This is a genomic window from Streptomyces sp. NPDC001492, assembly GCF_053597275.1.
Genome location: NZ_JBSFHW010000001.1, coordinates 32,590 through 46,047, shown reverse-complemented (window position 1 = coordinate 46,047; position 13,458 = coordinate 32,590). Strand labels below are relative to the sequence as shown.

Genomic DNA, 13,458 nt, shown 5'->3' with positions numbered 1-13,458 from the left:
AGCACTCTTTTTTGTTGAGGGAGATTTCGTATGGCATCCGGCACCGTGAAGTGGTTCAACGCGGAAAAGGGATTCGGCTTCATCGAGCAGGACGGCGGCGGCGCCGACGTGTTCGCCCACTACTCGAACATCGCCACCTCCGGCTTCCGCGAGCTTCATGAGGGCCAGAAGGTGACCTTCGACGTCACGCAGGGCCAGAAGGGCCCGCAGGCCGAGAACATCCTTCCCGCCTGACGCTGACGCGTACGTACCACGTGGCTGGGGCCCGCACTCTTTGGGTGCGGGCCCCGGCTCGTTGCGTTTTCCCCGCACTCCGCTCCATTCGTCACCGCACCTTTCACTTCGAATTCTCCATCCGTTCCTTCGGTTTCTTCGGCTCCTTCTTGCGAATCCTCATACGGTCCGTCCGCCGGGAGGCATTCCTCGATACGTGCCGCATCGAGGAGGCTTCCGCATGAACCGCACCGCCCGTACGAACACTCGCACGACCAAGAGACCCACCCGTTCCCGTACGGGCCGGAGCCGGCCCGCCGTGTCCGGCGGCGAGTTCGCACTGCCCGTCACGGTGACCCCGGCACTTCCGCCCGTCGAGGACTTCGCCGAACTCGACATGCCCGGGCGCCTGTTGGCCACACTCGGCGCCGAGGGCGTCACCGCCCCGTTCCCGATCCAGGCCGCGACGCTGCCGAACTCCCTGGCCGGCCGGGACGTCCTGGGCCGCGGGCGCACCGGCTCCGGCAAGACGCTCGCCTTCGGGCTCGCCCTGCTGGCCAGGACCGCGGGGCAGCGGGCCGAGCCCCGGCAGCCGCTGGCCCTCGTCCTCGTACCCACCAGGGAACTGGCCCAGCAGGTCACCGACGCGCTCACGCCGTACGCCCGCGCGCTGCGGCTGCGGCTCGCCACCGTGGTCGGCGGGCTGTCGATCGGCCGCCAGGCGGGCGCCCTGCGCTCCGGGGCCGAGGTCGTCGTCGCGACACCCGGCCGGCTCAAGGACCTCATAGACCGGGGCGACTGCCGTCTGGACCAGGTCGCCATCACCGTCCTGGACGAGGCCGACCAGATGGCCGACATGGGCTTCATGCCGCAGGTGACCGCCCTCCTCGACCAGGTGCGCCCGGGCGGTCAGCGACTGCTGTTCTCGGCGACGCTGGACCGCAACGTGGACCGCCTGGTCCGCACCTACCTGCACGATCCCGTCGTGCACTCCGTGGATCCGTCCGCGGGCGCCGTCACCACGATGGACCATCACGTGCTGCACGTGGAGGACGAGGACAAGCACGCGACCACGACCGAGATCGCCGCCCGCGACGGGCGGGTGATCATGTTCCTGGACACCAAGCACGCGGCGGACCGGCTCGCCAAGAAGCTGCTGGCCGTCGGGGTGCGCGCGGCGGCGCTGCACGGCGGCAAGTCGCAGAACCAGCGCACCCGGACCCTGTCCCAGTTCAAGGACGGACAGGTCAGCGTGCTGGTGGCCACGAACGTGGCGGCCCGCGGCATCCACGTCGACAACCTCGACCTCGTCGTCAACGTCGACCCGCCCGGCGACCACAAGGACTATCTGCACCGGGGCGGCCGTACGGCACGCGCCGGCGAGTCCGGCACCGTCGTCACCCTGGTCCTGCCCCACCAGCGCCGCGAGGTGTCCCGTCTGATGGCCGACGCCGGCATCACCCCGCGGACCACCCGCGTCCGCTCCGGCGAGGCGGAACTGAGCCGCATCACCGGCGCCCAGGCCCCGTCGGGCGTGCCCGTGGTCCTCACCCCGCCGCCCGCTCCCGAGAGCCGCCCGGCGCGTACGGCGGGTTCCGCCCCGCGGGCACGGCGCGGCCGCCCGGGCCAGCAGGGGCGCCGCCGGTCCCCGGCCAGGGGCGGCAACGGTGCCGGCGGCGGCAAGGGAAACGGTCGCTGACACCGAGGCCCGGGACGCGAGGTCGCGTCCCGGGCGGTGTGGCGGTGAGGACTACTTCAGGCCGATGGCCGCACAGTCCGCCGCGTACTTCGCGGTGCAGATGTCCTTGACGGTGTAGACGCCGTCCTTGATCACCGTGGACTTGATGTTGTTCTTCGTGAGGGCGACCACGGGGACGAGCATCGCCGGGATCGCCTTCTGGGTGGGGCTGTCGACCGAGTCCTGGGTCAGCGCGTCGAACTCGAGGTTCTTGCCCTGCACCTTGTCCACCGCCATCTCCGCGGCGTTGGTCGCCTCCAGCAGGAACGACTTGTACACCGTCATCGTCTGCTCGCCGGCGACGATCCGCTGCACCGCGTCCAGGTTGGCGTCCTGCCCGGTGACCAGCGGCATCTTGGTGGCACCCGCCGCCTTCAGCGCGTCGATGACGGCGCCCGCCATGCCGTCGTTGGCCGAGTAGACCGCGGCTATGTTGCCGAGCCCGACGGACTGGATGGCCTTCTGCATGTTCGCCTTGGCGACCGAGGGCAGCCACTTGTCGGTGTCGTACGACTTGACGATGTTCACCCGGCCCTTCAGCTCGCTGAGCGCGCCCTCCTTGAAGCGGGCCGTGTTCGGGTCGCCGGGGTCGCCGTTCATCATGACGACCTTGCTGGAGGCGGCCTTCTCGCCGAGCTCGTCGGTGATGGCACGGCCCTGCACCTCGCCGACGAGTTCGTTGTCGTGCGAGATGTAGGCGTCGATCGGCCCCTGGGCGAGCCGGTCGTAGGCGATCACCGGAATCCCGGCGTCCTTGGCCTTCTGCACATCCGGCGCGATGGCCTTGGCATCCACGGCGTCCACCAGAATGACGTCGACCTTGGCGTCGATCATCTCCCCGAACTGCCTGCTCTGCTTGCCCACGCTCGCACCGGCGTTGGCGTAGCGGACCTTGCCCTTGTCCTGCGTGAGGGAGGCGACCCGCTCCTTGATGAGGGGGTAGTCGAACTTCTCGAACCGCGCGGTGTCCGTGTCGGGCAGCAACAGCCCCACCGTGATGTCGTCGCCCTTCCTGGGACTCGCGGAACTGCTGCTCCCGCTGACGCCGTCGATGACACCGCACGAGGAGAGCAGGAGCGCCGAGGCGGAGGCGAGCACGGGGACGACGGCGAAACGACGTACGCCGGTTCTGCGGGGGGTGTGAGCCATCACTTGCAGGTGCCTTCCGGGCAGTGGAGGAGCGGACCACCGGGTGAGCAAGAAGCCAACGGGTCCGTGGAGACCACGTCAAGACATCCGGTTGTCATCCCTTCAACTTCCTACGGAATCTCCTCATCCGGTGCGTGTATTGACCTCTCCGCACGGCGGGCAGGCGTGGGTACCCGCGCTTCATGCGCCCGGTCTGGGGCCGGCTCGAACGCCCCCGGCAGTGCGGCACGGGCCTGGCAGGCCGGCCGCCGACGCTTCGTCAGCAAAGTCCTGGGACCTCATTTCGAACAGGTCTGCCGCGACTGGGCTCTCCACCACGCGGACCCGGTACTCCCGGGCGGTCTGCCGGCCCTCGTCGGGCACGGCGTGGTCCACGACCCCAAGGCCCGTATCTGCCATGAGGTCGACGTGGCGGTGATCGGCATCGCCGACGCCGGCAGACCCCCGCTCCTGGCCATCGGGGACGCCAAGTGGAACGACACAGCGAGCATGGCCCACATCGACCGCATCCGGCACATCCGCACATCCCGCGCTGCCGCCGAGGCGGAACCCGAGATCCAGTTGATCGATCCGGCGACCCATTACGGCCAGGTCTGAAGAGCCGGCACAAGGGACACGACCGAATTCCCGGCGGACCCGGCAGCGGCAGTTCCCTGGACGCCGGAGAGATCGACCACCGGACTGTGGTACGAGATCAAACGTCCTCTTCGGGTCCAATGTGGCGTAGGACTGCCTCGTACTCGCCTGCGGCGACGAGCCCGTCGATGACCTTGACCATCGCCGGCAGACCCGCCTCGCGAACGATGAGGCCGTCCCAGCACCACCAGTAGTCGCCTTCTGGTTCGCCTGCCTGCCGGCGGTGATCCATGAGCCGGTGAACCTCATCGAGGGTGAACACGGTTCCGGACCAACGTTCGCCGTCATCGCGGGTGACCCACATGTCCACGTTGCAGACCTCGTCGAGGTCCTCTCCCTCACCGGGCACGAAGCAGATCTCGTAACCGTCGCGCCTGACCCGGTAAAAGGGACCGTCCCACATGCTTGCTCCCCAGCGTTCTGTCGTACGCCGCCCCATGAACCCAGCCAGACAGCCGATCAGTGAGCCCTTTTCAACCTCAGCGGGCTGCTGGCGAGGCTCGCCCCTGGTTGAGCCGGGCGGAGGCTCTGGGGGCAGGATGTCTTCGTGCCCACCATGGTTGTTGAGATCCACGTGCCGTTGCTGCCGACGCCCGGCCTGCCAGACGGCTCCTACCCGTTTCCCTGGATCGAGGAGGTCGAGGGCTTCCTGTCCGATCTCGAAGACCGAGGTGACGTGGAAGTCTTCGACGAGGGAGAGGAAGACGGGAACGTCTACGTCTTCTTCGTCACCGGAGCCGGTGAGGGGGATCTTCTGATGGTGGCGTCCCGCGTGGCCACGCTGCCTGGGATCCCTGCTGGAGCCGTTGCGGTCGTCAGCAACGACGAGGCCGAGGAGTTCGGTCTCGGGCGGCGGGTGGCGCTCCCACTGCCTGCCCCCTGAGCACTGGTGCGGAGTCTCCGCCCCCTTGTCCAGGGCGGTTCAGGTCGCCCGGCAGCGGGGCACCGCGTGCGTGACGAAGTAAAGCTCCTGGTAGACGAGTTGTCGACCAAGATCAACCTGTCCACCCGGAGCTTCGCGTGCTTGTCTACCCATCAGGACTCGATCTGTCCAGTTCAGCCCTGCGGTTCCTGGCCGGGAAGCTGACAGCCCTGCGCCGGGCACGCGGAACACGGTGGCGCCGACTGGGAACGGCACGGCAGGCCCTGCTGGTCCTGGCCCACCTGCGATGCGGACACACCTACGCCCAGCTGGCCACCGGGTTCGACATCAGCCTCAGCACCGTCTACCGGTACGTGAGCGAGGCCGTCGAACTGCTGGCCGCCCTCGCTCCCGACCTCGCCGAAGCGGTACGCGCCGCCTCCCGCAAAGCCTTCGTGATCCTGGACGGAACCCTCCTGCCGATCGACCGCATCGCCGCCGACCAGCCCTTCTATTCCGGCAAACACAAGAAACACGGCATGAACGTCCAAGTCCTGGCCGGCCCGGCAGGAAGACTGCTGTGGGCCTCACCCGCGCTGCCCGGAGCCGTTCACGACCTTCGCGCGGTCCGCGAACACGACATTCTCGACTCCCTGGCCGCGGCCGGCATCCACTGCTGGGCCGACAAGGGATACCAAGGAGCCGGGGGAACCGTCCGCGTGCCCTACCGCGGTCGCTGGGAGAAGCTCTCCGCAGGCCAGCAGGCGGTCAACCGCGCCCATGCCAAAATCCGGGCACTGGGCGAGCAGGCCATGGCCACGCTCAAGACCTGGAGACTCCTACGCAAGCTGCGGTGCGGCACCACCCGCATCACCAGCCTTGTTCAGGCCGTCCTCACCCTCCACCTGACCTGCTCAAACCAAGGTTGAAAACGGCTCAGTACACCACGCTCCGACTGAAGGGCGCAGCAGAGATAGCAGGTTGAAAGACAAGCCGGGCGCTGAGCGCGAAAAGAGCCGAATACCGCACATTCTAAAACTGACGATCATCGTTGACACCTGGGTCTCCGATCACTACGGAGATCCATATGCCCAAGTCCAACATCACCCCGCCGCTTGACCGTGCGGCCAAGCGGCGCCTGGCCGTCATAGGCCACGTCGAAGAGGTCTCCGGGAACGTTGCGATGTCCTGCCGGTACTTCGGGATCAGCCGGCAGGCGTACTACTCCTGGTACGGCCACTACCAGGCCGAGGGCGTCGAAGGCCTGCGCCAAGTACTTCCAGTTCACCGCGATCGACGACTGCACCAGGCTGCGGGTGCTGCGGATCTACCCGACGCTCAATTAGGCCACCGCGATCCAGTTCCTCGACTACGTCATCCAGTGCCTGCCGTTCCAGCGTGTCAGCCTGTCGGGGCAGTGCTTGGCAGCCTCATCAGCGAAAGCGCAGAGCGTGCCGATGAAGTCTCGGTAGCTGTCGGGTACCTCGCGGTCCTTACTGGGCGGCCCGTCGATCCACTGCTGCCAGAGTCCGTCAGGCGCGAGGAACCGGAGCGCGTAGTCAGCACCGAGCTTGGCGTCGAGGAACAGGAGCGCGCCGAGGGCGGCTGTCTGGTCGTAGTAGAGGTCGGGGCGCAGCAGGTAGCGGTCGAGGTACGCGACCAGGAGGTCGGCGTCGGCAGAGGTGCCGAAGGATGCCAGAGCGACACAGTAAGCCTGCCCCGCGTAAGGCCCCTCACTAGCGAGCAGGAGTTCGCCAAGGCGATCCCGGAACTCGGTTCTGCCGGCCACGGCGACGAGCCAGGCTGCCGTCTTGCGCTCGCGCCATCCTCGGTCGAGCAGCGTGTCCAGTTCGCGAGGGCTGATCTCACCGGCAGCCTGCCCCAGCTTCAGGAGGAACTTGGTTCGGTCGCGTCCGCTCATCCCGAGAAGGCTGCCGCCGAGTTTGAGGTACCGCCGGTCGGGCGTGACGTAGCGGCGGATCAACTTGAGCGGCTCTTGCTCTTCGTCTGCGCGGCGCATGCCAGCATCCTCGTACGGACGAAGCTGTCAGACCGGCAATCTGGCAGGTCGAGCGCCTCAGTGCCGCCTGCCCATCCGTCTCAGTTTCCGTCTCATTCAGCGCCGTTCGCGGACAGACGTCGTTGTCCTGGTTTTTGTCCACAGCGAATGTCTCCGGGATTCCCCAGATGGCATCGGCGATCTTCCGGGCCACGTCCTTGAGCATGGCGTCCGGCACGTGGAGGTACCGGGCCCGCATGCTCTCGGGGGCGCCCCGCTCCCAACCCATGATCTGGTCGATGACGCGGGCGGAGACACCGAGCAGCATGAGAACGGTAGCGGCCGTGTGCCGGGCGTCGTGCAGCCGGCCTCCCGAACTCCTGCATCTTCCAGCAGCCGCTTCCAGGGGTGATAGTCCGTGTCCGTGTTCGGGCTCAGCGGGCCGCCCAGGGGCTTGGTGAACACGTAGTCCGACTCGGTCCACAGGTCGCCGGCCACCTTGCGCTCCCGTTCTTGGGTCTCGGCATGGGCCCGGAGCATGGCCACCAGCGGACCGGGGAGGGGCACGGCGCGGCGGCCGGCCCGGGGCTTAGACGTCATCTCATTTGGCGAGTCTGTGCGACGATTCGTCGGCCAGCGGGAAGCCATGAGCGGGAGGCGAAGGTCGATGGAGTACATCAATCTCGATGCGCAGGTCGGCGACCTGTCAGGGGTCTTGAACCCGGCTCGCTACCTGAGCCACCTGCCCTCGATCTCCGGTGATCTGCCGCCGGGCGCCCGGGCTTTCGCCACGGACACGGACCACTACGACTTCCGCAGTCGGCGCTGTGTGAAGGATCTGACGCTTCGAGCTGTCCGGGGTGCCGGCGGTGAGGAGACGGAGGTCGAGTTCCAACACAACTGCTGGAAGCACGACCAAGACCTGCTGATCCGCTACGTAGGGGTGTCCAGCTTCGTCATCGATCCCGTCGGCGAGGGCCCAGAAACGGACCTCGGGGCTGTGATTCTCGACGAGATCCTGCCGCGCAGGGACGGCTGCAGCCACGAGATCGCCTGCTGGGACGGCACCCTCACCGTTGTCTGCCGTGACCTCCAGGCGACCTGGACCGAGACCACATGCTCCAGCAAGTCGTAGGCGCAACAGGTCGTGGGGATTGTCGAGCGGCTGGTGCCGGATGAGCTGTGGGAGCTGTTTCAGAGAGTGGTGCCGGAGGCGCCTTCGCGGCCTCAGGGCGGTGGGCGCCGCCGGCATGGCGACCGTGAGGTGCTGGCCGCGATCGTGTTCGTGGCGACCTCGGGCTGCACGTGGCAGCAGTTGCCAGCCGCGTCGTTCGGTCCGTCGGGGGCGACGGCTCACCGCCGTTTTTCCGAGTGGACGAAGGCCAGGGTGTGGGCCAAGCTCCATCGCCTGGTCCTCGACGAGCTCGGCTCGCGCGGCGAGTTGGACTGGTCCCGCTGTGCGATCGACTCGGTGAACATGCGGGCCTTGAAAAGGGGGACCTGACGGGCCCGAATCCTGTTGACCGGGGCAAGTACGGATCGAAGATCCATTTGATCACCGAGCGGACGGGTCTGCCCCTGTCCGTCGGAATCTCGGGGGCGAACTTGCACGACAGCCAGGCATTGATCCCCCTGGTGAAGGGCATACCACCGATCCGCTCCCGCCGCGGACGGCGGCGACGCAGGCCGGACAAGCTCCACGCAGACAAGGGCTACGACTACTGTCACCTGCGGCGATGGTTACGAGGACGTGGTATCAAGCACCGCATCGCCCGCAAGGGGATCGAGACCTCGCAGCGTCTGGGCCGCCACCGCTGGATCATCGAGCGCACCATGTCGTGGCTCGCCGGCTGTCGCCGCCTCCATCGTCGCTATGAGCGCAAGGCTGAGCACTTCCTCGCCTTCACCAGCATCGCCTGCACCCTCATCTGTTACCGGCGGCTCGTCTGCTGATGTGAGCCTGCAACAGTTTCACGGCCAGGTCGTGGCCGTAGCGATTGGCCATGTCCAAAGGGGTGCGGCCGTCCGGGTCTGCGAGCTCAGGATCAGCCCCGAAGGCCAGCAGCACGGCCGTGGTGTGCACGGTCAACGGCTGCCCGCTCTGCAGGGAGCCATCACCCTAGGCATCGATTGCGTGCGTCAGCAGTGTCATGTTGCTGAAGACCTCGTCGGGATCGGAGCCGGCGGCCAGCAACCTAGCCAGGGTCTCAGCATCCTCCTGCTCGACCGCTTGATGTGCGGGTGTCCAGTAGTCGCTCACCCCGACATTCAACCGTCCCCACAACACGCCTGCCAGCGACTTTCTGCACCATCAGCCACCAATTGAGATGACGTCTTAGTGTTCTTCGTCTCGCGCCGGGTCTGCACCTTGAAGTAGAGGCGGCGCCGCGCCAGCACCTTCTCACCGACTGGAAACGACAGCCTCTTTGCGATCTCTTCCGGCGCCCCTGGGTGGCCCCTGGTGGCGGTGTCGTGTCCCGTCTCTGGCGGGTGCCCTCCGCGCAGACGGTGCGTACCGGCGTAAGCGGTTGAACGCATGGATCTCACGTGGTGATGCGAGTTAACGGCGAGCCCAAGCTGTGAACATCAAACCATTCTTGGCGAATAGGTGAATGTCGACGTCGAAGGACTTTGCGATCCCGCGAATAGATTCCGTATCTGAAATATCGTCCACGTGGAAAGTAACTGAATCTGGGCTAACAGATCTGACAGACAGGTGGTCGACGTGTGGCGCCAGTGAGTTTTCGAGTCGGCTAACCCAAGCAGTCGACCCCTTCTCGGTTTGCGCGTATTCCGAGTCAAGCGGGGCCTCTGGTCTGCCGTCTACTTCTCTCAGTAGTCGATCAACCATCTTTCGGGCTTCCCTGTCCTGCACACGGATGGCGACTAGGCCATTCCGCATACGAGTAGCCGGGAACGACTCGAATAGTTCGAGACGCGCGAGGCTGGCGTCGACTGCGACCCTTTTCTGTGAGATTGTTCGGGATTTGACTGCATGATCGATACTATGCGGCTTTCCGGAATCTTCCGACTCTGCGATACGCAGTTCCTGCATCGCCTGGTCAACTTCTCCCTTCAAATGGCGCACCACGGCACTGTGCAGGTCGCGACTCATGGAAAAGGGGGGAACAACTCTTTAGCACTCGGTTCTAGCGCTGCGTTCTTTGCCGCTTCGTAGGTCGCCTCGCTGATCTCTGCACCAAGAGCTTCCTTGGCCTCCCTAAGGAAGGCGCTGAGTTGAATAATCATGAAGTCCGCCTGTGCCCGCTCCCGCATTTCTACTATCAGCTCAGGCCTTGCACCAACGATGACACCTGCCGCCCTATGGAACCAATCCTCTTTGACGTCGCTGGTGATAAACAGTGTGGGAGCATTTCCCTGGGAGCTATTGCGAATCATTTGCTCCCACACAAAGAAGTCACCGTGTGGGTTATCGGTTTTTCCGGAGTCCTTATATCCGGGCGGCACTCTGGCTGCTGCTCGCTCGGAGTAGGATTCCAGTAGCTTCTTTTCGCCCTCCAGCGAAAATGGCGGACCTGTGCGATTGTTCAGGATCTGCGCCAAGTCTTCAAGAACGGGGTCGTTTGAAGCTACTTTGGCGAGCGTCAGGTCCAAAGCATTTCGATGACGTTCAATCTCCCCAGTGACGGCACTGAGCGCTTTTTGGAGCGGTTCAATTAGCGCTTTCTTGTCTTTTTCTGGGAGGGAGCACCGGCGCGAGAATGTATTGACTTGCGTAATGGCCCTGTCGTGCAACGTCTGAAGTTCTCGCGGGACTGCGTCGTAAAGGTCAATCTGATCTTTGAGTGCGTCTACCCGACGGGAGAAATATTCCTTCGCCACCTGATGTGGAACCCATAGCCTGTCCTGAACCTTACGTAGGACATCCAGCAATTCTCGCCGGGCCTTCGGAGTGAATCGATACAGGTCCAGCAGCACGTTGGTGTCGATGGCAATGGTGTAAGTCTGGATGGCCCGCCTGTAATCGGATTGCGGTCGCCGCCACAGGCCTTCGAAGCCGACCAGAAAGGTAGAGTTAGTTTCCATTTCCCCCGACCAATCCCTGTGCTGATGACGTCTGAATCGCGTTGATCAGCATAGATGCTCGCTACGTTCCACGAGTAGAAAGCCAAGAACTGGACCAACCGACGAGCGGGCCCCTAAGGTCGCACCGATCCAACTGTCGTGGGAAGTCGCCTCTCAGAGGTCACCGGAATGCATGACGGCGCGGCAGTGGAGGCGCCGTCCGTGGGAGCGCTTCGGACCGGGAACGACACTGATCGCGCGGGTCTGATCCCACGTGGCCTTCAGGGCTCACGGGCCGCGAGCAGTACGGCGAGTTGGCGATGAGCGACGAGATCCCTGGTCAGTCCACCCACCGCACGCGGCCGTCGCTCCGCACCGGTGCGTACACGCAGCTACGCCAGCAAGTACCTGCGTTGTCCTGCTCCTTTGCCCAGCGCGCCGACGGCCGCCGCCGTTCACACGCGTACGCACACCCCATCTGACCTGCCCCGTGAACCCCCACGAACGCCCCCGTAGAGGCGCGCGGACAGTTGGAAAGCGTGTTGGTCGCCGCCAGCGCTTGGACCCGAGACGCCGCCGTCGAGGCGACTAGGTCGAGATGGTGGACGACGAAGCGATCACCATCAGGCTCACACGCGATCAGGCGTTTGTGCTGTCGGACTGGCTCTACCAAGTGATGTTCCAGTCCGACGACCTCGAAGGGATTGTGCACGACGGAGCCGTCTGGTCACCGATTTACGCGATCTCCGGAACGCTGGACAAGACGCTGAGCGAGACCTTCATGTCGGACTACGCACCACGGCTCGAAGCAGCCAAAGAGCGTCTCCGCACCAACTTGTACGGCCAGGCCGACGCATCGAGAGCGCCGAGCGAGGGCGCGACCACCGCACCACAAGCGCACCAGATAGAGCGGGAAACAGCGGGGAACCACGGTGAAGGCCACTGAGGCCAACGAGGCCTACGCCCCACCCCACCTTCTCGCCGCGGCCCCCTATTGCGAAGGCGAAGAGTTCGAGGCTGAGCCCTGGATCCAGGGCTCACTCACCCACCCACCTCGAACCACAACAGCTTCCCGACGTGACGGTCGGACGGGCCGTCGCCGAAAGGTACGCCGCCCCAGCAGTCGGCGTATTCCTGTACGAGGTGCAGGCCACGTCCGCCTTCGGCATCCGGCCGAGCGATGGGGACCTGGTCATGGGGCGGTCGCCCGAAGGGAGCGGGAATTCGGGGGTGGCTGTCCCAGACCCCGGCGCGGAGCCGGCCATCGGGGAGCGCGGTCAGGCGGAGGGATGCGGGGCCATCGGTGTGCAGGTAGGCGTTCGTCACCATCTCCGAGATCAAGAGCTCGACGGACTCAAGGACTTCGGGTCGGCCGTGACTGTCGAGTACTGACCGTACGGTCATACGTGCGACCCGTGCCGCGCGCGGGTCGTGGGGGATGCGGAGGGCGTACGTCCAGGTGTTGGGCAGGGATACGGTGCGCATGGAGACCTCCGGGAGCCTCGCAGGAAGGGTGGTGCGAGATCGCTCAACTGCCATGCTCGGCGGTGGCATTGCCTGGCTTGGTGCGCTTCCGACTTACGAGTAACGGAAGTTGGGCGGTACCTGATCACCGTAGAGCAGATAGTTAGATACATCTAACCGAATACACTGAAAGCATCCAGGCTTCACCCGTGTGAGTGAGCGCAACACCGCGTCGAGGCCAGGAAGGAGATGCCGTGCCGCCGACCAGCAGCCCCACGCACCGGCAGCGAAGGCTGGGGGCAGAACTGCGCAAACTCCGCGAGCGGGCGGGGCTCACGGCCACCGGTGCTGCCGAACTGCTCGGCGTCAACCAAGCGCGTGTCAGCATGATCGAGACCGGCCGTACGCCCATCAGTGCCGATCGGCTCCGCGCTATGGCGGGCGTCTATGACTGCAACGACGAGGGACTCATCGACGCTCTCGCCGCGATGACGGGTCGACGCACCCGCGGCTGGTGGGAGGAGTACCGCGACCACGTACCGGTCGCCCTGGTCGACCTGGCTGAGCTGGAGCATCACGCCTCCGGACTCCGTGTGGCGCTCCTGATCCACATCCCGGCGCTGCTCCAGACCACCGATCAAGCCCGCGCTCTCTTCCGGGCAGTGGTGCCACCGATGCGCCAGTACGAGATCGAGCACCGCCTCACACACCGCATGAAGCGGCAAGGCGTCCTGCACCGGTCGGCTCCGCCCCCGTACACGGCGATCATTCACGAAGCGGCCCTGCGCATGGACTTCGGCGGTCCGGTCGTGGCCCGCGGCCAGCTGAAGCATTTGCTGGACATGAGCGAGCTGCCTCAGGTCACCATCCGGGTGATCCCCTTCGGCACGGACCACTTCCCGACCACTGGCCAGTCATTCGACTACCTCGAGGGCCCCGTCCCGCAGCTCGACACGGTCCAGCTGGACTCACATCACGGCGCCTGCGAATTCCTGGATGCCGAGGCGCAGTTGAGCAAATACCGCGCCGTACTGGACCGCATGGAGTCCTGCGCACTGAGCCCCGCCAAGACGCGCGACTTCATCCACCATCGCCTCCAAGACCTGTGAAGGAATTTCAACCGTGCAGACCCTCCATTGGCAGAAGTCCACCTACAGCGGCGACGGCTCGAACTGCGTCGAAATAGCCACCACCCCCACCGCCGTCCACATCCGCGACTCCAAGTCCCCCGCCAGCCCTCATCTCGTCTTCCCGCCGGCCCCTTGGGCAGCATTCCTCGCACACGCATCGGACACCAGGCACTGAGCACGAGCAGTAAGCAATCGGTGTGCAAGTTCCTGCAAGTTCCTGGTCGGCGCTCGGAGTTGGGCA

15 protein-coding genes and 3 pseudogenes are annotated in these 13,458 nt (G+C 65.4%); 11 read left to right on the top strand and 7 right to left on the bottom strand.

The genetic code is table 11. From position 1 onward, the window contains the following. Positions 1–30 precede the first annotated feature (30 nt). Together ACWC1K_RS00285 and ACWC1K_RS00280 are read left to right on the top strand one after the other, a co-directional pair. On the top strand, positions 31–234 hold the full coding sequence (locus ACWC1K_RS00285; protein WP_450827434.1) for a cold-shock protein: 204 nt from the start codon (positions 31–33) through the stop codon (positions 232–234). A gap of 220 nt (positions 235–454) precedes the next feature. Further along, complete coding sequence (locus tag ACWC1K_RS00280; protein WP_450827432.1) at positions 455–1,912, top strand: DEAD/DEAH box helicase; 1,458 nt, start codon at positions 455–457, stop codon at positions 1,910–1,912. Positions 1,913–1,963: 51 nt separating this feature from the next. On the opposite strand, the gene ACWC1K_RS00275 is transcribed toward ACWC1K_RS00280, so the two are convergent. Beyond that, complete coding sequence (locus tag ACWC1K_RS00275; RefSeq protein WP_450827430.1) at positions 1,964–3,100, bottom strand: sugar ABC transporter substrate-binding protein; 1,137 nt, start codon at positions 3,098–3,100, stop codon at positions 1,964–1,966. Between the two features lie 165 nt (positions 3,101–3,265). Between ACWC1K_RS00275 and ACWC1K_RS00270 the strand changes: the two genes are divergently transcribed. After that, the gene (locus ACWC1K_RS00270; RefSeq protein ID WP_450827428.1) at positions 3,266–3,697 is read left to right on the top strand and encodes a hypothetical protein; all 432 of its coding nucleotides are present in this window, start codon (positions 3,266–3,268) and stop codon (positions 3,695–3,697) included. 97 nt (positions 3,698–3,794) lie between these two features. On the opposite strand, the gene ACWC1K_RS00265 is transcribed toward ACWC1K_RS00270, so the two are convergent. Further along, positions 3,795–4,139: a hypothetical protein gene (locus tag ACWC1K_RS00265; protein WP_450827427.1), complete on the bottom strand. Its 345-nt coding sequence runs from the start codon at positions 4,137–4,139 to the stop codon at positions 3,795–3,797. A gap of 153 nt (positions 4,140–4,292) precedes the next feature. Here ACWC1K_RS00265 and ACWC1K_RS00260 point away from each other — a divergent pair, with 153 nt between their 5' ends. From ACWC1K_RS00260 to ACWC1K_RS00250, 3 genes and pseudogenes are all read left to right on the top strand, one after another. After that, complete coding sequence (locus ACWC1K_RS00260) at positions 4,293–4,619, top strand: hypothetical protein (protein ID WP_450828062.1); 327 nt, start codon at positions 4,293–4,295, stop codon at positions 4,617–4,619. Between the two features lie 137 nt (positions 4,620–4,756). Next, positions 4,757–5,527: a transposase family protein gene (locus ACWC1K_RS00255; protein WP_450827425.1), complete on the top strand. Its 771-nt coding sequence runs from the start codon at positions 4,757–4,759 to the stop codon at positions 5,525–5,527. A 158-nt stretch (positions 5,528–5,685) separates the two neighbouring features. Next, positions 5,686–5,941 (top strand): annotated as a pseudogene (locus ACWC1K_RS00250) (helix-turn-helix domain-containing protein); the annotation flags it as partial. A gap of 26 nt (positions 5,942–5,967) precedes the next feature. Here ACWC1K_RS00250 and ACWC1K_RS00245 read toward each other — a convergent pair. Together ACWC1K_RS00245 and ACWC1K_RS00240 are read right to left on the bottom strand one after the other, a co-directional pair. After that, complete coding sequence (locus tag ACWC1K_RS00245) at positions 5,968–6,618, bottom strand: DUF6000 family protein (RefSeq protein ID WP_450827423.1); 651 nt, start codon at positions 6,616–6,618, stop codon at positions 5,968–5,970. Between the two features lie 118 nt (positions 6,619–6,736). Further along, a pseudogene (locus tag ACWC1K_RS00240) lies at positions 6,737–7,191 on the bottom strand (tyrosine-type recombinase/integrase); the annotation flags it as partial. A 73-nt stretch (positions 7,192–7,264) separates the two neighbouring features. Here ACWC1K_RS00240 and ACWC1K_RS00235 point away from each other — a divergent pair. Together ACWC1K_RS00235 and ACWC1K_RS00230 are read left to right on the top strand one after the other, a co-directional pair. Continuing rightward, on the top strand, positions 7,265–7,732 hold the full coding sequence (locus ACWC1K_RS00235; protein WP_450827421.1) for a hypothetical protein: 468 nt from the start codon (positions 7,265–7,267) through the stop codon (positions 7,730–7,732). Positions 7,733–7,750: 18 nt separating this feature from the next. Then, positions 7,751–8,550 (top strand): IS5 family transposase gene (locus ACWC1K_RS00230; RefSeq protein ID WP_450828060.1). Its coding sequence is split into 2 segments (ribosomal slippage): positions 7,751–8,090 and positions 8,090–8,550, totalling 801 coding nucleotides; the frame shifts between segments, so codons are not numbered across the junction. Here ACWC1K_RS00230 and ACWC1K_RS00225 read toward each other — a convergent pair. Together ACWC1K_RS00225 and ACWC1K_RS00220 are read right to left on the bottom strand one after the other, a co-directional pair. Then, positions 8,522–8,857, bottom strand: a pseudogene (locus ACWC1K_RS00225) (ankyrin repeat domain-containing protein). The gene ACWC1K_RS00230 and the pseudogene ACWC1K_RS00225 sit on opposite strands and share 29 nt — an antisense overlap. 851 nt (positions 8,858–9,708) lie before the next feature. Next, positions 9,709–10,644, bottom strand: coding sequence for a PIN domain-containing protein (locus ACWC1K_RS00220; protein ID WP_450827419.1), 936 nt, complete (start codon positions 10,642–10,644; stop codon positions 9,709–9,711). A gap of 577 nt (positions 10,645–11,221) precedes the next feature. Here ACWC1K_RS00220 and ACWC1K_RS00215 point away from each other — a divergent pair. Further along, complete coding sequence (locus ACWC1K_RS00215) at positions 11,222–11,569, top strand: hypothetical protein (protein WP_450827417.1); 348 nt, start codon at positions 11,222–11,224, stop codon at positions 11,567–11,569. A 95-nt stretch (positions 11,570–11,664) separates the two neighbouring features. On the opposite strand, the gene ACWC1K_RS00210 is transcribed toward ACWC1K_RS00215, so the two are convergent. Next, positions 11,665–12,108 (bottom strand): ATP-binding protein, encoded by a 444-nt coding sequence (locus tag ACWC1K_RS00210; RefSeq protein WP_450827415.1) that lies wholly within the window; start codon positions 12,106–12,108, stop codon positions 11,665–11,667. 233 nt (positions 12,109–12,341) lie between these two features. Here ACWC1K_RS00210 and ACWC1K_RS00205 point away from each other — a divergent pair, with 233 nt between their 5' ends. Next, on the top strand, positions 12,342–13,196 hold the full coding sequence (locus tag ACWC1K_RS00205; protein WP_450827413.1) for a helix-turn-helix domain-containing protein: 855 nt from the start codon (positions 12,342–12,344) through the stop codon (positions 13,194–13,196). Between the two features lie 13 nt (positions 13,197–13,209). Beyond that, a complete protein-coding gene (locus ACWC1K_RS00200; RefSeq protein WP_450827411.1) occupies positions 13,210–13,392 on the top strand; it encodes a DUF397 domain-containing protein in 183 nt (60 codons plus the stop codon). The last annotated feature ends 66 nt before the right edge of the window (positions 13,393–13,458 follow it).

What these genes read in the sequence shown, in the direction of transcription:
- ACWC1K_RS00285 (WP_450827434.1), top strand. Translation starts at nt 31, where the DNA reads ATGGCATCCGGCACCGTGAAGTGGTTCAACGCGGAAAAGGGATTCGGC.
- ACWC1K_RS00280 (WP_450827432.1), top strand. Translation starts at nt 455, where the DNA reads ATGAACCGCACCGCCCGTACGAACACTCGCACGACCAAGAGACCCACC.
- ACWC1K_RS00275 (WP_450827430.1), bottom strand. Translation starts at nt 3,100, where the DNA reads ATGGCTCACACCCCCCGCAGAACCGGCGTACGTCGTTTCGCCGTCGTC.
- ACWC1K_RS00265 (WP_450827427.1), bottom strand. Translation starts at nt 4,139, where the DNA reads ATGTGGGACGGTCCCTTTTACCGGGTCAGGCGCGACGGTTACGAGATC.
- ACWC1K_RS00260 (WP_450828062.1), top strand. Translation starts at nt 4,293, where the DNA reads ATGGTTGTTGAGATCCACGTGCCGTTGCTGCCGACGCCCGGCCTGCCA.
- ACWC1K_RS00245 (WP_450827423.1), bottom strand. Translation starts at nt 6,618, where the DNA reads ATGCGCCGCGCAGACGAAGAGCAAGAGCCGCTCAAGTTGATCCGCCGC.
- ACWC1K_RS00235 (WP_450827421.1), top strand. Translation starts at nt 7,265, where the DNA reads ATGGAGTACATCAATCTCGATGCGCAGGTCGGCGACCTGTCAGGGGTC.
- ACWC1K_RS00220 (WP_450827419.1), bottom strand. Translation starts at nt 10,644, where the DNA reads ATGGAAACTAACTCTACCTTTCTGGTCGGCTTCGAAGGCCTGTGGCGG.
- ACWC1K_RS00215 (WP_450827417.1), top strand. Translation starts at nt 11,222, where the DNA reads ATGGTGGACGACGAAGCGATCACCATCAGGCTCACACGCGATCAGGCG.
- ACWC1K_RS00210 (WP_450827415.1), bottom strand. Translation starts at nt 12,108, where the DNA reads ATGCGCACCGTATCCCTGCCCAACACCTGGACGTACGCCCTCCGCATC.